This is a genomic window from Thalassobaculum sp., assembly GCF_040219215.1.
In the GTDB taxonomy this organism is placed as follows: Bacteria; Pseudomonadota; Alphaproteobacteria; order Thalassobaculales; family Thalassobaculaceae; genus Thalassobaculum_A.
This window is the reverse complement of sequence record NZ_JAVJSX010000007.1, coordinates 215,152-232,039: the sequence shown is the minus strand read 5'-3', so window position 1 is coordinate 232,039 and position 16,888 is coordinate 215,152. Positions and strand designations below refer to the sequence as shown.

The following is a 16,888-nucleotide window of genomic DNA, read 5'->3' as shown; positions in this document are numbered from 1 at the left end:
GCCGGAAACGGCGGCTGGATTGATCGCCGGCTTGTGCCGGAACGGGTCCCGGACCAGACTGCAGCGCCCCACCGGCCCCGATCCCACGCCAACCGTCGCGCCCCATCCGGACCCATCCTGCCATGCCCCTGAACCGCGGCCGCACGACACGACCGCCTGTGCCGCACGGCACCACCAACTGGACCGGCGTTCTCTTCGGATTCCTGCTGGCTTCGCTCGCCGCCTTTCAACAGTTCAAGCTGCCGCCGATGCTGCCGTCCATGCTGGCGGAGTTCGGCTATCCCAAGACCCTGGCAGGCGCCTTCATGTCGGTCTATGCCGTGATCGGCCTGGCGGTGTCCCTGGCGCTGAGCGGCGTCATGGCGCGTCTCGGCACCGGGTATATCCTCGGTCTTGCGTTCTTTTCCGCGATTTCCGGCAATCTTCTGGCGCTGATCGTGCCGGAGGATGCGTGGGTAGTACTTGGTTCGCGGGCCTTGGAGGGGTTCGCGTTCGCGGTGTTTGCCATCGCCGGGCCGGTCTACACGAACCGCCATGCCGGACCCGGTCATCTGGCATTGGCGATCGCGCTCAGCGCCATCTGGATTCCGGTTGGACAGATCGCGGCGAACCTGCTGGTTCCACTGGCCGAGACCGGGATCGGGTGGCGGATCGGATGGCTGGCCACCGCCGCCGCCACGGCGATGATGGCGGCATGGACCCTGGTCATCCGGCTGCGCGGGACGGCCGACCTCGACCTGCGCCGCCGGCCGTCCGCCGGACAGTCGCCGCTGACCGGCGAGGAGCGCTGGGCGCTTGCCCTAAGCGCGCTGCTGTTCACCCTGTGGTCGGCCCAGTACTTCGCCTACATGACGTGGCTGCCTCAGTTCCTGGTGGAGGCGCACGGTCTGGGACCCGGGATGGCGACGGTCGGCTACTCCATCCCGGTCCTGACCCTGATCGTTGTCGGCCTGCTGTCATCACGGTGGATCCGGCGCGGTGCGCCGGTCGGCCCGATGCTGGCCGGATCGATGCTGCTGCAGGCGGCAGTGTGGTGGGCGATGCCCTGGACCGAAGGTCTGGCCATCGGGATAGCGTCACTGCTGCTGTATGGGATCGGCATCGGCATCACGCCGGTGTGCCTGTTCGCCATGCCGAGCACGATCCTCGGCTCGCGGCGTGCCGGCCCCGGCGCGTTCGCAACCATCATGACCGGGCGGAACCTCGGCGTGCTGATCGGCCCCATTCTGCTGCCGCAGGTCCTGCTGCTGACCGGGGTGTGGAGCGCAAGCGGGCCGGTGTTCGGCTTCATCACCACGCTCGACGCGATCGGCGGCATGCTGCTCGCCCTCGGTCTGGCACGGATGGGGCGCCGCGGCCCCGACTGAATCGGTCCCGACCAGACCCCGCGCTGGCTACGGAACCAGTCGGTACCCGCCTGCGTCGGTGACCAGGATCGCCGCCCGCTGCGGGTCGGGCTCGATCTTCTGGCGCAGCCGGTAGACATGGGTTTCCAGGGTGTGGGTGGTCACACCGGCGTTGTAGCCCCAGACCTCGTTCAGCAGGGTGTCGCGCTTCACCATCCGGTCGCCCGCCCGGTACAGGTACTTCAGGATCGCGGTTTCCTTCTCCGTAAGCCTGACCTTCTTGTTGCGCGCCTCGTCCAGCAGGATCTTGGCCGCCGGCTTGAAGCTGTACGGGCCGATGGTGAACACCGCATCGTCGCTCTGCTCGTGTTGCCGGAGCTGGGCTCGGATCCGGGCCAGCAGGATCGCCACCTTGAACGGCTTGGTGATGTAGTCGTTGGCGCCGGCGTCCAGGCCGAGAATGGTGTCGGCGTCGGAGTCCTGGGCGGTCAGCATGATCACCGGCGCCTTCACGCCGTGCTTGCGCATAAGTCGGCACAGCTCGCGCCCGTCCATGTCCGGGAGGCCGACATCCAGCAGGATCAGGTCGTAGTGGGTGTCCTTGACCGCCAGCAGCCCGTCGGCTGCAGTCGCAGCCTCGGCGGTCACGAACTCTTCATGGAGCTGCAGTTGCTCGGCCAGAGTGGATCGCAGCGCATCGTCGTCGTCGACCAGAAGGATCTTGCGTCCGCTCGTCATACCGGCTCCCGCCCCCGAATATTCATGGTCTCTATGCTTCCGCTCCTGTCGGCAAATAGTGTAGCGCCTCTTGGACCTCAAGGCTCCACGTCGATTGCCTTCCAGAATGCGACGGGTCCTTCGAGACGCCGCGCCCGGCGCTTTGGTGCTTCGTAGACCAGGCCGCCGCCGGCTCGACCTGGTCGCCGACCCGCACATCATAATAGGTGGCAACACCCCGCCACGGACAGATTGTGCGGGTTTTGCTGGGTTCCAGGTGCTTCATCGCGACCCGGTCGCGCGGAAAATACAGGCAGCCCTCGACGATCTCGACCGCGTCGCTGTCGGCCAGGACCACGCCGTTCAGGGTCGCTCGCGCCATGTCACGATCCGGTGTGCCGGTCAGAAACTGGGCGCCAGGATCAGCCGCAGCATCGCCTGGCAGAGCGCGTGGTGCGGATCGCCGAAGGCTTCCAGGGCGGTGAAGTGGTTGCCGCCCGGCACGTCGACGCTTTCCACCGGCGCCCGCGCGGCCTTCAGGGCCGCGACCAGCTCGTCGCGCTGGCGCAGGTACTCGGGCCCCTCGTCCCCGCCGACCGTGGCGATCAGCGGCGGCAGGCGCATCTCTCCCGGCTTGAGGTTGCGCGCGTGCACGACCGGGCTCAGTCCGGGGACGTCCTCGGCGCGCAGATGGACCTGCTCGTTCAGGTAGCTCAGGCGGATCGGCTCCAGATCGTGCAGGCCGGACACGCTGCAGCCGCCCTTCAGCAGAGCCGGCACGCCGGCCGGGCCGGCCATCAGCGCCGCCAGATGGCCACCAGCCGAGTGACCGGCGACGAACAGTCGGTTCGGGTCGCCGCCGAGGTCATGTCCGTTGGCGTGGATCCAGGTCAGGGCCGCCCGCACGTCCACAGCGACCTCCGCCATCGTGACGGCCGGGCACAGCCGGTATCCGATCGAGATGAAGGTCACGTCGGCGGCCACGTAGGTCGGCGCCAGGTAGTGGACCAGGGTGCGGTCACGGGAATGCCAGTATCCGCCGTGGACGAACGCCAGGATCGGTGCATCGCCGCGCGCCGCCGGAAACACGTCGACGGCCTGGCGCGGGTCCGGGCCATAGCCACGGTCGAGGTCGCAGGACAGCAGCGCCCGTGCCTCCGCACCGCGCGCCATCCAGCGCTCCGAGATCTCCCCGGCCTCGGGCACCTTGCGGCGGTTGTCGTACTGGGCGTCGAGCCCTGCCTGATCGTAGTCGCGGTACAGCGGCATGGAGGTCTCCTTCCCCCGCACAGTAGCGGATTGGATTTTCCGCGTGCAACACGCCGCATCCGCACGACTTTGCTTGATTCCCGACGTCAGCCCCTCAATATGCGCGGCATGCCGAACGACCCAGCCCCCACCCGCAAGGCGCCACGCGCCGCCGACCATCTCGCGGTCGACCGTGCCGTCTCCGAACTGCGCCGGGGCGGTATCGTCGCGGTCCGCGCCGGCGCCGACCGTGATCGCCTGGCGCTGATGGTGGCAGCCGAGATGATCACCGACGACACGGTCGGCCAGCTGCGGCGGCTGACCGGCTCCGACCCCGTGCTGGCGATCACCCGGAACCGGGCGATCGCGCTTGGGTCCGGAGGTCCGGCCCCGGTGGTCACGGTGACCCTCCCGCCCGGCAGTTCCGCCGACCGTGTCGCGGCGATCGCCGATCCGACGGCCGGCACGGTCGACACCGGCGGATTGATCACCCTTCCGGAACCGCAGTCCGGAACCGCAGCGGCGGCCGTCCGGCTGGTCAAGCTGGCACGGCTGATTCCGGCCGCCCTGGTCGCCACGGTGTCCGACGTACCGCCCGCACGGATGGACGTCTGGGCCCGCGGGCACGCGCTCCTGCTGGTCGACAGCGGGGCAATCGACACACACCGGCAGGTCAGCGCCACGCGCCTGGTGCGCGCCGCGTCGGCCCGGGTGCCGTTGATCGATGCCGAGGACTGCGAACTGATCGCTTTCCGGCCGATCGACGGCGGGCTCGAGCACGTGGCGATCCGGATCGGCGATCCTGACCCCGGTCAGCCCGTGCTGATCCGCCTGCATTCGTCGTGCCTTACCGGCGACCTGATGGGCAGCCTGCGCTGCGATTGCGGCGACCAGCTGCGCGGCGCGATCAAGGCGATTGCCGACGCCGGCGGCGGCGTCCTGGTCTACCTCGCCCAGGAAGGACGGGACATCGGGCTGGTCAACAAGCTCAAGGCCTACAGCCTGCAGGACCTCGGCGCCGACACGGTGGACGCCAACACCATGCTTGGATACGACGACGACGAACGGGTGTACTTCCCGGCGGCGGAGATGCTGAATCTGCTCGGCATCACTCGGGTCCGTCTGATGACCAACAACCCGGAGAAGATCGGCCAGCTTGCCGCCTGCGGCGTCGAGGTGGTGGAGCGGGTCCGGCACGTGTTCCCGTCCAACCAGCACAACGAACGCTACCTGGCGACCAAGGCCGGGCGCTCGGGGCACCTGTTCTAGGCGATTTCTGGGCGATCTCTCTGGCACAGCGCTTGCTTCTATCCTGTTGAAGGAAGGAGTGCGCGCATGACCACGTCCCCGATCGACGCTACCGCCAACACCCCGGCGCATTGGGTGCTCCGCCGCTCCGATCCTGGCGGCGACGAGGTATTGCCGGGCCAGGACACGGACTCAGGAGGCGAGAGCCTCGGCTTCGGCGACCTGCTGGATGTCCTCAACCCCCTGCAGCATTTGCCGGTCGTCGGCACGCTTTACCGGGCACTGACCGGCGACACCATGACCGACACGGCAAGGATGGCCGGTGGCGCGCTGTACGGCGGCCCGCTCGGTCTGATCAGCGCGCTCGCCAATGTCGTGGTCGAGCACGAGACCGGTCATGACATTGGCGACACCGCGCTCGCCTGGTTGCACGATGCACCGGAAACCGCCGTTGGCTCCGACACGATGGTGGCGGCAGCACCGGCGGCACCTGCCGAACCGACCCCACCGGAACCGGCGAGCCCCCCGGTAGAGGATCCGAACCGGATCGTGGTGGCCAGCTTCACCCCCCGGTCGGCGCAGACGGCGCCAGCCGAGAGATCCGAGGCACCGGCGACCACCCAGTTCGAGGGCCGGACCGCCGATCGGCTCGACGCTTTCATCCGCAGCGCCAACGCCGTCAAGCGGCCGGGTCCGATGCCGGGCTCGATCGGCGATACCGCACGCCTGCAGGCGGCCGCCCTCAAACCGCCGGGCATCGCTGGCAAGCCCAAGGACGGATCGCGCGAAACCGAGCAGCGGGCCGAGCCGGTGTTGGCGCTGGCCGGCAACGACGCCGGTACCGTCAACGAGTGGATGTTGCGGGCGCTGGAGAAATACGAGCATATGCAGAAGCAGGAGACTGGCTGACCGAGTCCGGACGATTGACGCTGCTGATTGTACGAGCCGCCCCGCACGCTATCCGCGGAACGCTGGCCGTTGGCGAGCGGGTCCGGCCGTGCGTGCTCGGTCGCGGCGGTATCGTGGCGGACAAGCGCGAGGGCGACGGCGGCACTCCGGTCGGGCGGTTTCCGTTGCGCCGCCTGCTCTACCGGCCGGACCGCGAGAGCGCCATTGCCACCGGTCTGCCGATCCTGCCATTGTCGGAGCACCTGGGATGGTGCGACGACCCCGGCGATCCCGTGCACTACAACCGACTGGTCAGGCTGCCCTTCGACTCCAGGCACGAACGGATGTGGCGCGACGACGGCCTGTACGACCTGGTGATCGAGCTCGGCTACAACGACGCGCCGCCGGTCCCGGGGCGCGGCAGCGCAATCTTTTTGCACTTGGCCCGCCCCGACGGGAGGCCGACCGAAGGATGCGTCGCCCTGGCGCGGGATGACATGCTGGCCGTCCTGGTGGCGGTCGGGTCGGAAAGCATGATCGACATCAGCTACGCATAGAGCCCGGTTCGGTTCCGGGCGTCTCCGGCGTCAGCCGTAGTCGCGGGCACCGAAGATCGCGGTTCCAACGCGCACATGGGTGGCGCCGAGCTGAACGGCGAGTTCGTAGTCGCTGCTCATCCCCATCGACAAACCCGGCAGGCCATGGCGCTTCGCAATCTCGCGCAGCATGGCGAAGTGAAGCGCCGGATCGTCGGACACCGGCGGTATGCACATCAGCCCGACGACCGGCAGTCCATGCTCCTTCCGGCAACTCTCGATGAAGGCGTCGGCGTCAGCCGGCAGGACCCCGGCCTTCTGATCTTCCTCACCGGTGTTGACCTGGATGTAGCAGTCCAGCCGACGGCCCTGCTTCGCCATCTCCCTGGACAGTTCGGCCGCGAGCTTCGGGCGATCCACCGTCTGGATCGCGTCGAACAGCGCGACGGCGTCCTTGACCTTGTTGGTCTGCAGCGGCCCGATCAGATGCAGCACGGTATCGGGATGGCGCGCCCGCAGCGCTGGCCACTTGCCCTGTGCCTCCTGGACCCGGTTCTCGCCGAACACCCGCTGCCCGGCGGCCAGCGCGGCTTCCACCCGTTCGATCGGCTGAACCTTGCCGACGGCAATCAGCGTAACCCCCGCCGGATCACGCTCGGCCTCGGCGGCGGCCGCCGCCACCTTCGCCCGAACTTCGGCGAGATTGGCGGCGACCTCGGCGACAGCATCGGTCATTGGTGTTCCTCCTGGTCGTCATAGCCGTACCGGCGGATCTCCTCGGCGAGGGTCCCGGCAATCGGTGTCATCGCGAAATCGTACCGTCGCCAGCGGGCCAGCGCCGTTCGGTAGACCGGCTGGGTGACCTGCGCCGCACTCGGGGTCGCCAGGACCCCGCGGCTCCGGGCGTGCTCGTGAAACCGGGTGACGCCGTCGTCCCACGGCAGGTCCAGAAACCGCAACACCCTGGCGGCCTCGCGTGGAAGATCGTCCACCAGATCCTCGTAGCGCACGGTGATGCGCGGCGGATCGAACACGCCGGCATAGGTTTCCCATACGCCGAGCGCGGCCCGGTACAGGCCTGCGGCACCGTCCAGCGTGGTGAACGACGCCATCCAGGTGTTGAGATGGAAGTTCTGCATGAAGCAGGACAGCACAACGTCGCAGGGATGACGCAGCGCCAGCAGGAAGCGGGCTTCCGGAAACACCGAGCGGATCAGCCCGGCGTGGACCAGGTTCAGCGGCATCTTATCGACGACGTAGCGGGTCGGAGCGTCGGGCAGAAAGCGCTTCATTCGGGCCCGGTACCAGGCGCGCATCTCGGCCCGGTCGGCATCGCTCAACGTCGTCAGCGCCTCGGGGTAGCTCCGTCCGGCAACGCTGAAGCGGGCGATCAGGCCGGCGATGAACGGCCGCTCCTCGACAACCGCGATCTCGGGGTGCGCATCGAGCACCTGGTCCAGCAGAGTGGTCCCGGAGCGCGGAAAGCCGACCAGAAACACCGGGGATGGCCCGTCGTCCGGGCTGGACGCCGGCATCGCCGCCGTCGGTTGTGCGGCCGCGTACAATCGGTCCAGTTCGGCCAGCTGGCGGAATGCGTGGCCAGGATCGAGAGCCCCCGGCGCGGCAATGGCCTGCGCCGCGTTGGCCGCCTCAAACGCCGCAAAGGCGGCAACGGCATCGCCGTCAGCCTCCGAGGCCTGGGCCCGCTCGAACAGCACCGGATAGCGCCGGGCAGGCATGGTTTCTGCGGCCAGCCATCCGTCGGCGACCGTCAGGGCCTCATCGAACCGCTTCAACCGGCGTGCCAGTCGCACCGCCAGCTGTGCGGATGTCACATGCCGGGGATCGAGGACCCGCGCACGGCCGACCCAACGCGCCGCCTCCGGCAGGTCGGCCCGGTTGTCGGCCAGTTCCGCAACGGTGGCGGTGGCGGAGACGTCGGCCGGGACCAGCAGCAGCGCCCGGCGCGCCGCCGCGTTGGCCAGCAGCGCGTCGCCGTCGGCCCGCGCGGCGAACGCCAGATGGCGGTGCAGCAGACCCACGCCGGGGGTGTCCGCAAGCCCACGGGCCAGCAGCTCGACGGCACGGTCCGCCTGATCGAGGTCGACCAGCAGGCCGGCGAGATTGACCCGGGCCTCGACGGTGGGGGCACGCGCCAACGCGGTTTCCAGGTGATGGGCCGCCTCGCGCAACCGCCCGAGCGCCCGACAGGCAACGCCCAGGTTGGCGTGCAGGGCGGCATCGTAAGGGGCCCGGCGCAGGCCGGTCTGGTATGTGGCGACCGCCTCTGCGTGGCGCCCGAGCCCGGCCAGGGCGTCGCCTTCAAGGCGCGCCACCACGGGATGGGCGCGGGCGGAGGCCGGCAGGCCGCATAGGCATTCGTAGGCGCCGGCCGGATCGTCACGGCCAAGCTTGAGCTGCGCGAGATTTACCAGAAGATCGGGATTGGCCGGTCCGCCCGCGCGCGCGGCCTCCAGCAGCCGGATGGCGGTGTCCGCGGCGCCGGACCGGGCCTCGAGCATCGCCAGGCGGTACAGCACGCCGGCCGGAAGATCGGTCGCCGCCATCAACGCATGGTGATGGGGCCGCGCCGGCGCCGGGTCGCCGGTGGAAACCGCCCGGTCGACTGCGGAGAGGATTTTCGGGGAGAGGCGGCGAGCGGTCATGCCGCGATCAGACCGTGGGACGGCCCTGCTTGTCGAGATACCCCAACTCGCGCAGCACCTCGCCGTGAGCGTCGATCAGGCGGCCGATGAGGTCGTCCGTCAGATGATCGCGCCAGGCGCCGACCCGGCCGGAATGAAAGAACACCTGGTCTTCGCGGACCCGTTCCTTGAAGCCGGCGGCGCGCTCCTGGCTCGATACCTCGTCGAAATTGCTGAAACGTATCGCCCGTTTGATCCGCTCCGCATCGGCCGGCAACTTCAGAAACTTGACGACCTTGCCGAAGGTCTTGAACGGCTTGGAGCGGAGGTCCTCGTAGCGCAGGACCAGCGGGCTCAACTGGGGGAGCGCCGTCCAGGAACGGTAGTGATCGCACCATCGGCCCAGAACCTGGAACACCGCGGCGGCAGTAGTCGGAGTTCGAAACCCGGGCGCGCAGATCGCCTCCACCGCGTCGGAGACCGAGATGTTGTAGTGCCGGGCGATCGATACCGTCACGTCGAACACATTCCGGACGATGTAGATCCCGCCCATCGTGTACTGCGGGTAGATGAGCGGTCTTCCCTCGTGCACATCGAGAATGTTGTGCGTCTTGACGATGCTGGTTTCATCCCGATTGGCAAGATCGCGCTGCACCGACTCCCTGAGGGCATGCAGCTCGCTGTCCGTCATCTCGCCGATCCGGCGCATGGCGAGCCGTTCATAGGTGGGTATATGGGCGTCCCCGAACCCGACCACCGTCAGATCGTTGATCGACGCCGGTGCGTGGGCGTTCCGGAACAGGTTCTCGATGAAGATCCTGACCCAGGTGTTGCCGGATTTCGGATAGGACGCGAGCCAGAGAATGCCGCCGGCCATGAATGCCTCACGCCTGAACCGGAAAAACCACCCGGCTCTCGACCAGCGCGTTCAGGACCCGCTCACCGGCCGGCCCGCGGTTGCCGTGCGCCACGTTCAGCTCGGACAGCCAGAACACCTCGCGTTCAAGGATCCAGTTGACCATGTCCCGATCCCCGCGCTGCAGCGGCACCTCCGAGCCCGTTGACGTTCGCAGCTTCAGCTGTCCGCCGGCTTCCAGAACCTCAGGCCGGTGCCGCGAGACGTAGAAGTACTGGTCGGCGGCCCGGTCCGGCAACCGGTAGTCAGTGACCTTCTCGAAGGTCCGGTCCCGCAGATAGCCGGACAGGTAATCGACGAACCCGGGGTCGCTCAGCATGGTCTTGAGATGATCGCCGACGGCGGCAAGGTACCCGGCAAGCTCCTCCCGGTCCTCGAAATGCGGCAGCCGCTTTCGCAGAAACTCGTGCTTCGGGGCCTCGCTTGCCAGCATGCCGACGACGGTGAAGCCGACCTGCGGCGACACGCCGAAAGACAGATGCAACGATGCGGAATCGGTGGCCAGCGCGTCATGATACACGCCGCGCGGAAGATAGAGGATGTCGCCCGGGCGCATGGTGATCCGCTGCGCGACCTTGCCCCGCATGCGGTTGTGCTGCTCAACCGTGAAGTCGGCCGGGCGAATGCCCGCGGTGAAGGTCGCCTCGCGGAAACGGCCGTCGTAGATGTTCCAGGTCTTCTCGCCGGTGATCTGGATGGCGAACACGTCCATGGTGTCGAAGTGCGACGCGTAGCCGGGCACCTGTTGCCACGAGCAGTACATGTTGCAGGAGGTGTTGGTCCCGAACAGCCGTTCGAAGCAGCGCGTGACCGCGGCAATGTCCGGATCAATGCCGTCCAGATAATCGAGCACGAAAGTCGCGCCCTTCTGCAGCAGCGCCATGACCTTCTGGCGGTCCGGCCGCAGAATCGGCTCGCCGGTCCGGCCGAGGCCGGGGCGGCAATACTCACGCGGGTCAAGCACACGCCCGGCCAGCGCCATTTCGATGGACTTGCCGTCCCACAGCTTCGGGCGCTGCAGCAGGTCGTTCAGCTTGTCCCAGGAAAACAAACGGCCGACATCCTGAACGGAGCCGGCCTCGTGGTAGACGCGCTGATCAAGGTAGTCGCGCACGAAGGTCTGACGATCGATCGCTTTGAACAGCCGATCGAAGGAAACATCCATGCCTAGCCTCCCTTAACGAAACGTCCTCCCGAAATGGAAGAGGAGCCGCCCGAAGGCGGCTCCTCCCCGAACCTCACGTAACCAGGATCAGAAGCTAAGCTTGATACCGGTGACGAAGTAGGTCGCTTCGATGTCGGCGATCGCCGTCGTGTTCTTCGACTCGAACTGAGCATGGCCGAGGGTGGCCGCTGCCGTCACGCCCGGGCCCAAGGTGTAGTTGGCCGAGAGGTGAACCGTCTTCTGCTCAGCATGAACGGTACGCACGCCAGCAGTGCTGGTGAGGCCTTCACGCTCGCCGGTGAAGTACGACAGGCTGACGCCCAGCGGACCGGTGGTGTAGGCTACGCCGATGTTGTAGCCGTCGCCGTCGGTGCCGTTGTTGTTCTCGTCGGCCTTCGCGTACGAACCGCCGATCTCGAACCCGCCGAAGCCGACGGTCAGGCCGAAGTTGTAGGCTTCCGGCTCAACCGTGCTGCCGGTGGCGCTGTTCATGAACTTGCCGTAGCCGCCCGAGATACCGAGGGAGGCACCAGCGAAGTCACCCTTAAAGTTCGCGCCAACCGCGACCATGTCCGTAGCGGACGCATTGCGGTCGGGGCTGTTGTTGTTGTCCTGGTTGCCGTCCGGCGAGTAGGACAGGCCGATCTGGAAGCCACCGAAACGCGGCGTGTAGTAGGTCAGCTTCTCAGAGTCGTTGGCCTGGCCCGGCTCGACATAGGTGGAGCCGTACGGGTTACGGAAGTAACCACCGGTCGAGTGGCCCGAACCGGACACCGCGGCCCAGTCGATCTGGTCACCCGAGTTCAGGCTGATGCCGTAGTCGGTCGGGGCATAGTGCATCTTGTACATGGCGGAGTTCTCGGAACCGAGATTGATCTCGCCAAAGCTGCCCTTCACGATCAGGTACGACTCGTCGATCTGGTCGCCCGAGTTGCTGTTCGCTTCGAGCTGGACGTTCACACCGAACTCGATGCCATTGTCCAGGGTCGTCATGCCGGTGAAGTGAATTTCCGAGTCCGACTTGATGTCGAAGCCGTCGATGTCACGGGTCGAGCCCGACTGATCAACGGACGCATAACCAATCCACTGCTCCATGTAGCCGCCGACTTTGGCCGAGATCTTTTCGGCCGCCGAGGCGGGGCTGGATGCAATCATGCCCGCGGCGACGATCGCCGTCGTGCCGAGAAGAACCTTTTTCATTCCCCTACTCCCGAGTTCGAGGTGTTATTCCGGGCACGCGACGATGTCGTTGTTGACGTGTACCGCCAATCGACGTTGTGTCGCCGCGTCGTCGGTATTGCTATGCCGCTGCACCGGCACCGTCAACAAAGCTCGCCACTTAGCCGGTGCAAAACTGTCTCAATGTGACGAAAATGCCACAACCGCTGTACGCCGCCAGACGCTGCGGCGATTGCATGGCGGAACGGCCACCGCTAATACAGTGACAAACGTCGAGGACGCTTACCATGACTGCCTGGATCCGAACGAAAGCCATTCTCGCCGGTACCGTCCTGCTCGCCGGATGCTCGGGGGTGCCTGTCGAGTACTCCTATCCGACATCCGGGCCGGGCGGAAAGCCGACCTACGAGAAGAAGGAGAGCCTGGTCGGTCCGGACGGCGTCGACCTGTTCTCGCTGGGCCGGGCGAAGGAGCAGAACACCGGCGGCAGCGGCGTGGCGGTCAACGCGTTTCTCTGGCGTGCATCGCTGGATACTCTGTCGTTCATGCCGCTGTCTTCCGCCGACCCGTTCGGCGGCGTGATCATCTCGGACTGGTACAGCCCGCCCCAGTCGCAGGGCGAGCGCTTCAAGATCACCATCTATATCCTTGACCGCGCGCTGCGTTCGGACGGCATCCGGGCCAACGTGTTCCGGCAGGAACGGACGGGCGCCGGGCAATGGGTGGATGCCACGGTCGAGCCGACCCTTGGCAAGGACCTCGAAGACGCGATCCTGACCCGGGCGCGGCAGATCCGGATTCAGCAGGCCGCCGTCAAATAAGGCAACCATGGCGGACCGGCCCGGCCGAAAACCGCAGACCCTCTCCGCAGTCCGAAAGACCGATCGCATGGCGCGCTACAACGTCAAGGAAACCGAATCACGCTGGCAGCGCCGCTGGGCCGAGACCGGGGCCTTCGAGGTCGAGGTCGATCCCGCCAGGCCGAAGTACTACGTGCTCGAGATGTTCCCGTATCCGTCGGGCCGGATTCACATGGGGCACGTCCGCAACTACACCCTGGGCGACGTCGTAGCCCGGTACAAGAAGGCCCGCGGCTTCAACGTCCTGCACCCGATGGGCTGGGACGCCTTCGGTCTGCCGGCGGAGAACGCCGCGATCGAGCGGGGCGTCCATCCGCACGGCTGGACCCACGAGAACATCGACGCCATGAAGGAGCAGCTCAGGGGCATGGGCCTGAGCTACGACTGGCGCCGCGAGATCGCGACCTGCGATCCCAGCTACTACCGCCACGAACAGAAGATGTTCCTGGACTTCCTGAAGGCCGGCCTCGCCTACCGCAAGGAGAGTTGGGTCAACTGGGATCCGGAGGAAAACACCGTTCTGGCCAACGAGCAGGTCATCGACGGCCGTGGCTGGCGGTCCGGGGCGCTGGTCGAGAAGCGCAAGCTCAGCCAGTGGTTCCTGCGCATCACCCACTATGCCCAGGACCTGCTGGACGCCCTGAACGGACTTGACCGCTGGCCGGAGAAGGTCCGGCTGATGCAGCACAACTGGATCGGCCGCTCCGAAGGCGCGCGGGTCCGGTTCGAGATCGTCGGCCGCAGCGATACGCTGGAAGTATTCACCACCCGGCCCGACACCCTGTTCGGCGCCAGCTTCTGCGCGGTCTCGCCGAATCATCCGCTGGCCGTCGAAATGGCCGAGGGCAACCCGGAACTGACGGCGTTCATCGCGGAGTGCAACCGCAGCAGCACCAGCGAAGCCGACATCGAGACCGCCGAGAAGAAGGGCTACCGCACCCGGCTGGAAGTCCAGCATCCGTTTCGCCCGGGCGTGACGATGCCGGTCTACGTCGCCAACTTCGTGCTCATGGAGTACGGGACCGGCGCGATCTTCGGATGCCCGGCACACGATCAGCGCGACCTGGACTTCGCCCGCAAATACGACCTGCCGGTGATTCCAGTTGTGTTGCCGCCGAAAGCCGACCCGGCCAGCTTCGAGATCGCCGGCGAGGCCTATATCGGCCCGGGCACGATCTATCACTCGGACTTCCTGGACGGATTGGAGATCGAAGCGGCGAAATCCGCCGTCGCCGAGCGTCTGGTTGCGATGGATCGTGGCGAGCGGACCACGACCTGGCGGCTGCGTGACTGGGGCGTGTCGCGGCAGCGGTACTGGGGCTGCCCGATCCCGATCATTCACTGCGACGCGTGCGGACCGCAGCCGGTGCCGGAGGACCAGCTGCCGGTAACCCTGCCGAAGGACGTCGATTTCGACACGCCGGGGAACCCGCTGGACCGCCACCCGACCTGGAAGCACGCCGATTGCCCGAGTTGCGGCGCGCCCGGACGGCGGGAGACCGACACGTTCGACACCTTCTTCGAGTCGTCCTGGTACTTCGCACGCTTCACCGACGCCCAGGGGGCGACTGCGTTCGGCCGCCGCGAGGCCGACTACTGGCTGCCGGTCGACCAGTACATCGGCGGCGTCGAGCATGCCGTCCTGCACCTGCTGTATTCGCGGTTCTACACCCGCGCCCTGCGCGACTGCGGGTATCTGGGGATTGCCGAACCGTTCGCCGGCCTGATCACCCAGGGCATGGTCTGTCACGAGACCTACAAGGGTCCCGACGGCAAATGGCTGTACCCGTCCGAAGTGAGCAAGAATGAAGCCGGTACGACCGTCACCGTCGACGGCGGGGCGCCGGTGACGGTGGGCCGCGTCGAGAAGATGTCGAAGTCGAAGCGCAACACGGTCGACCCGGCCAACATCATCGATGCCTACGGAGCCGATACCGCCCGGCTGTTCATGCTGTCGGACAGCCCGCCGGAGCGCGATCTGGAATGGACCGAGGCCGGTGTGGACGGCGCCTGGCGCTATCTGAACAGGCTGTGGCGCGCCATCACGGAATCCGAGATTGTCCTGCCTCCGGTCGGCACGCCGAAGCCGGAGACACTGTCGCCAGCCGCGGAGCAAGCCTGGCGCTCGTGCCACAAGACCATTCTCGGAGTCGGTGACGCGATCGAGCGGTTCCGGTTCAACACCGCGGTTGCGCAGATCCGCGAACTGACCAACCTCCTGCTGGGTCTGGACGGCCGGGGAGCGGGCGAACCATGGGTGCTGCGTTTCGGATGGGAGACCGCGGTCCGCCTCCTGGCACCGATGATGCCGCACATCGCCGAGGAGCTGTGGGTCCAGCTTGGACACACCGCCCTGCTGACCGCGACCCCCTGGCCCGAGGCCGACCGCACGCTGGCGGAGGACGAGACCGTGACCATCGCGGTTCAGATCAACGGCAAGCTGCGGGCCACCATCCAGGTCCAGAAGGATACCGACAAGGACGCGCTGATCGCCGAAGCCCTTGGCCATCCGAACGTTCAGCGCCAGCTCGAGGGCAAGACCCCGCGGAAGGTGATCGCCGTGCCGAACAAGATCGTGAATCTGGTGGCCTGAGATGATCGACCGCCGCAGCCTTCTGTTGCTACCGCTCGGGCTCGCGGCGTGCGGGTTTGAGCCGCTGTACGGCAACCGCAAGGGCGGCGGGGCGATGGCCATGCCCGAGATGGCCCAGATCAGCATCTCGCCGATCGCCGACCGGGCCGGACAGATGCTGCGCAACGAACTGCGCGACCGGCTGGTGCCGACCGGCGTCCCGCGTCAGGCGCGCTGGCGCCTTGATGTCGCGCTGAACGAGACAACCAGCGATCTGGTGATTCTGCGCGATGCCACCGCGACCTTCGCCAAGTATGTCGGCGATGCCAGATGGGTTCTGGTCGACCTGTCCACTGACGCCCCGGTCACCAAGGGGCGCAGCCGGCGCATTGCCAGCTACTCGATCAGTTCGTCGGAGTTTGCCTCGCTGCAGGCCGAGGAAGACGCCCGCCGACGGGTCGTGACGGCGGTCGCCGAGGACATCGTCCTGCGCCTGGGCCTGTACTTTCAGCGCACCGACGGATGAAGGTCGCGCCGCGCGAGCTGGAAGGCTTCGTGCGGCAACCTCCCGCCGGGCTGCGCGGTGTTCTGGTCTACGGCCCCGACGGCGGCAAGGTGCGCGAGACCGCCGAACGGATCGGCCGGTCGGTCGTCGCCGACCTGTCCGATCCGTTCAATGTCACGGTTCTCACCGGCGAGGAGGCCGAGGCCGACCCCGCCCGGGTCGCCGACGAGACTGCCGCCCGTTCGCTGATGGGCGGGCGCCGGCTGGTGCGGGTGCGCGACGCCCGCGACCGTACCGCCGAGGCGCTGGCCAACGCGTTCTCCGGTCCGGAAACCGATACCCTGGTCGTCGTCGAAGCCGGCGAGCTGAAGGCCGGCACCGGGCTGCGCAAGCTGTTCGAGGACAAGCGCGGCGACCTTGCGGCACTCGCCTGCTATGCCGACGACGCGCGCGACCTTGCCCGCGTGCTGCGCGAATCCTTCGAGGCCGCCGGCGTGCGGGTCGCACCTGACGCCAGTCAGTTTCTGCTGGAACGGCTGGGCAGCGACAGGATGGCGACCCGTACCGAGCTCGACAAGCTGGCGCTGATGGTCGGCCAGGATGGCGTGCTCGACCTGGAAACCGCCATGGAGGCGGTCGGCGACGGCGCGGCCCTGGAGATCGACAGCCTGATCACCGCGGCCGCCGACGGCCGGCCGGAAGGCATCGTCTCCGGCCTTGACCGGGCGTTCCGGCAGGGCGAGTCGCCGATCCGCGTCCTGCGTACCGCCCAGGGGTACTTCCAGCGCCTGCATCTGGCAGCCAGCCGGGCCGCCGACGGCCGCGGCCCGGCCGACGCCGTCAAATCGCTGCGCCCGCCGGTGTTCTTCAAAGCTGTGGACGCGATGACCCGTCAGGTGTCCCGCTGGTCGCCGACCGCGCTCGCCGGGGCCTTGGCCCGACTCGGCCAGGCCGAGATCCGCTGCAAGACCACGGGCTACCCGGACGAGGCCGAGTGCGGCCAGGCGCTGATCGATGTGGCCCGGATGGCGCTGCGCGCGGGCGCCCGACGGGCGCGCTGACC

At 67.4% G+C, this 16,888-nt stretch carries 16 protein-coding genes; 8 read left to right on the top strand and 8 right to left on the bottom strand.

Annotated features, from left to right (window positions below; translation table 11 throughout):
- Nucleotides 1-122 precede the first annotated feature (122 nt).
- A complete protein-coding gene (locus RIC54_RS04680; RefSeq protein WP_350098377.1) occupies nt 123-1,367 on the top strand; it encodes an MFS transporter in 1,245 nt (414 codons plus the stop codon).
- A gap of 27 nt (nt 1,368-1,394) precedes the next feature.
- On the opposite strand, the gene RIC54_RS04675 is transcribed toward RIC54_RS04680, so the two are convergent.
- The 3 genes from RIC54_RS04675 to RIC54_RS04665 are packed head-to-tail and all read right to left on the bottom strand — an operon-like array spanning nt 1,395 to nt 3,332.
- Nucleotides 1,395-2,084 carry a response regulator transcription factor gene (locus RIC54_RS04675; protein ID WP_350098376.1) on the bottom strand — a complete coding sequence of 230 codons (690 nt, stop codon included), beginning with the start codon at nt 2,082-2,084 and terminating at the stop codon, nt 1,395-1,397.
- A 31-nt stretch (nt 2,085-2,115) separates the two neighbouring features.
- Nucleotides 2,116-2,445 (bottom strand): DUF427 domain-containing protein, encoded by a 330-nt coding sequence (locus RIC54_RS04670; protein WP_350098375.1) that lies wholly within the window; start codon nt 2,443-2,445, stop codon nt 2,116-2,118.
- A 20-nt stretch (nt 2,446-2,465) separates the two neighbouring features.
- Complete coding sequence (locus tag RIC54_RS04665; protein WP_350098374.1) at nt 2,466-3,332, bottom strand: alpha/beta hydrolase; 867 nt, start codon at nt 3,330-3,332, stop codon at nt 2,466-2,468.
- 108 nt (nt 3,333-3,440) lie between these two features.
- Between RIC54_RS04665 and ribA the strand changes: the two genes are divergently transcribed.
- The 3 genes from ribA to RIC54_RS04650 all read left to right on the top strand — a co-directional run bounded on the left by ribA (nt 3,441) and on the right by RIC54_RS04650 (nt 6,004).
- Nucleotides 3,441-4,580 (top strand): GTP cyclohydrolase II, encoded by a 1,140-nt coding sequence (gene ribA / locus RIC54_RS04660; protein WP_350098373.1) that lies wholly within the window; start codon nt 3,441-3,443, stop codon nt 4,578-4,580.
- 66 nt (nt 4,581-4,646) lie between these two features.
- Nucleotides 4,647-5,468, top strand: coding sequence for a hypothetical protein (locus tag RIC54_RS04655; protein WP_350098372.1), 822 nt, complete (start codon nt 4,647-4,649; stop codon nt 5,466-5,468).
- Nucleotides 5,469-5,482: 14 nt separating this feature from the next.
- Nucleotides 5,483-6,004: a L,D-transpeptidase family protein gene (locus RIC54_RS04650; protein WP_502989714.1), complete on the top strand. Its 522-nt coding sequence runs from the start codon at nt 5,483-5,485 to the stop codon at nt 6,002-6,004.
- Nucleotides 6,005-6,034: 30 nt separating this feature from the next.
- Here the strand turns inward: RIC54_RS04650 and RIC54_RS04645 are convergent, their stop codons facing one another.
- The 5 genes from RIC54_RS04645 to RIC54_RS04625 form a co-directional block, all read right to left on the bottom strand.
- Nucleotides 6,035-6,718 (bottom strand): YggS family pyridoxal phosphate-dependent enzyme, encoded by a 684-nt coding sequence (locus tag RIC54_RS04645; RefSeq protein WP_350098371.1) that lies wholly within the window; start codon nt 6,716-6,718, stop codon nt 6,035-6,037.
- Nucleotides 6,715-8,649, bottom strand: a complete 1,935-nt coding sequence (locus RIC54_RS04640) for a tetratricopeptide repeat-containing sulfotransferase family protein (RefSeq protein ID WP_350098370.1) — start codon at nt 8,647-8,649, stop codon at nt 6,715-6,717. Before RIC54_RS04640 ends, RIC54_RS04645 begins: the two co-directional genes overlap by 4 nt.
- 7 nt (nt 8,650-8,656) lie before the next feature.
- Nucleotides 8,657-9,505 (bottom strand): sulfotransferase domain-containing protein, encoded by an 849-nt coding sequence (locus tag RIC54_RS04635; protein WP_350098369.1) that lies wholly within the window; start codon nt 9,503-9,505, stop codon nt 8,657-8,659.
- Nucleotides 9,506-9,512: 7 nt separating this feature from the next.
- Nucleotides 9,513-10,709, bottom strand: coding sequence for a JmjC domain-containing protein (locus RIC54_RS04630; RefSeq protein ID WP_350098368.1), 1,197 nt, complete (start codon nt 10,707-10,709; stop codon nt 9,513-9,515).
- An 87-nt stretch (nt 10,710-10,796) separates the two neighbouring features.
- Nucleotides 10,797-11,909 (bottom strand): porin, encoded by a 1,113-nt coding sequence (locus RIC54_RS04625; protein WP_350098367.1) that lies wholly within the window; start codon nt 11,907-11,909, stop codon nt 10,797-10,799.
- Nucleotides 11,910-12,175: 266 nt separating this feature from the next.
- Between RIC54_RS04625 and RIC54_RS04620 the strand changes: the two genes are divergently transcribed.
- The 4 genes from RIC54_RS04620 to holA all read left to right on the top strand — a co-directional run bounded on the left by RIC54_RS04620 (nt 12,176) and on the right by holA (nt 16,886).
- On the top strand, nt 12,176-12,709 hold the full coding sequence (locus RIC54_RS04620) for a DUF3576 domain-containing protein (RefSeq protein WP_350098366.1): 534 nt from the start codon (nt 12,176-12,178) through the stop codon (nt 12,707-12,709).
- Nucleotides 12,710-12,776: 67 nt separating this feature from the next.
- Entirely contained in the window at nt 12,777-15,341 is a 2,565-nt protein-coding gene (gene leuS / locus RIC54_RS04615) for a leucine--tRNA ligase (protein WP_350098365.1), read from the top strand.
- Between the two features lies 1 nt (nt 15,342).
- A complete protein-coding gene (lptE, locus tag RIC54_RS04610) occupies nt 15,343-15,846 on the top strand; it encodes an LPS assembly lipoprotein LptE (RefSeq protein WP_350098364.1) in 504 nt (167 codons plus the stop codon).
- Complete coding sequence (gene holA, locus RIC54_RS04605) at nt 15,843-16,886, top strand: DNA polymerase III subunit delta (RefSeq protein ID WP_350098363.1); 1,044 nt, start codon at nt 15,843-15,845, stop codon at nt 16,884-16,886. The genes lptE and holA overlap by 4 nt, the downstream gene beginning before the upstream one ends.
- The last annotated feature ends 2 nt before the right edge of the window (nt 16,887-16,888 follow it).

Bases quoted from the DNA above. Each gene is read 5' to 3' on its own strand.
- RIC54_RS04680 (WP_350098377.1), top strand. From the start codon at position 123: ATGCCCCTGAACCGCGGCCGCACGACACGACCGCCTGTGCCGCACGGC.
- RIC54_RS04675 (WP_350098376.1), bottom strand. From the start codon at position 2,084: ATGACGAGCGGACGCAAGATCCTTCTGGTCGACGACGACGATGCGCTG.
- RIC54_RS04670 (WP_350098375.1), bottom strand. From the start codon at position 2,445: ATGGCGCGAGCGACCCTGAACGGCGTGGTCCTGGCCGACAGCGACGCG.
- RIC54_RS04665 (WP_350098374.1), bottom strand. From the start codon at position 3,332: ATGCCGCTGTACCGCGACTACGATCAGGCAGGGCTCGACGCCCAGTAC.
- ribA (WP_350098373.1), top strand. From the start codon at position 3,441: ATGCCGAACGACCCAGCCCCCACCCGCAAGGCGCCACGCGCCGCCGAC.
- RIC54_RS04655 (WP_350098372.1), top strand. From the start codon at position 4,647: ATGACCACGTCCCCGATCGACGCTACCGCCAACACCCCGGCGCATTGG.
- RIC54_RS04645 (WP_350098371.1), bottom strand. From the start codon at position 6,718: ATGACCGATGCTGTCGCCGAGGTCGCCGCCAATCTCGCCGAAGTTCGG.
- RIC54_RS04640 (WP_350098370.1), bottom strand. From the start codon at position 8,649: ATGACCGCTCGCCGCCTCTCCCCGAAAATCCTCTCCGCAGTCGACCGG.
- RIC54_RS04635 (WP_350098369.1), bottom strand. From the start codon at position 9,505: ATGGCCGGCGGCATTCTCTGGCTCGCGTCCTATCCGAAATCCGGCAAC.
- RIC54_RS04630 (WP_350098368.1), bottom strand. From the start codon at position 10,709: ATGGATGTTTCCTTCGATCGGCTGTTCAAAGCGATCGATCGTCAGACC.
- RIC54_RS04625 (WP_350098367.1), bottom strand. From the start codon at position 11,909: ATGAAAAAGGTTCTTCTCGGCACGACGGCGATCGTCGCCGCGGGCATG.
- RIC54_RS04620 (WP_350098366.1), top strand. From the start codon at position 12,176: ATGACTGCCTGGATCCGAACGAAAGCCATTCTCGCCGGTACCGTCCTG.
- leuS (WP_350098365.1), top strand. From the start codon at position 12,777: ATGGCGCGCTACAACGTCAAGGAAACCGAATCACGCTGGCAGCGCCGC.
- lptE (WP_350098364.1), top strand. From the start codon at position 15,343: ATGATCGACCGCCGCAGCCTTCTGTTGCTACCGCTCGGGCTCGCGGCG.
- holA (WP_350098363.1), top strand. From the start codon at position 15,843: ATGAAGGTCGCGCCGCGCGAGCTGGAAGGCTTCGTGCGGCAACCTCCC.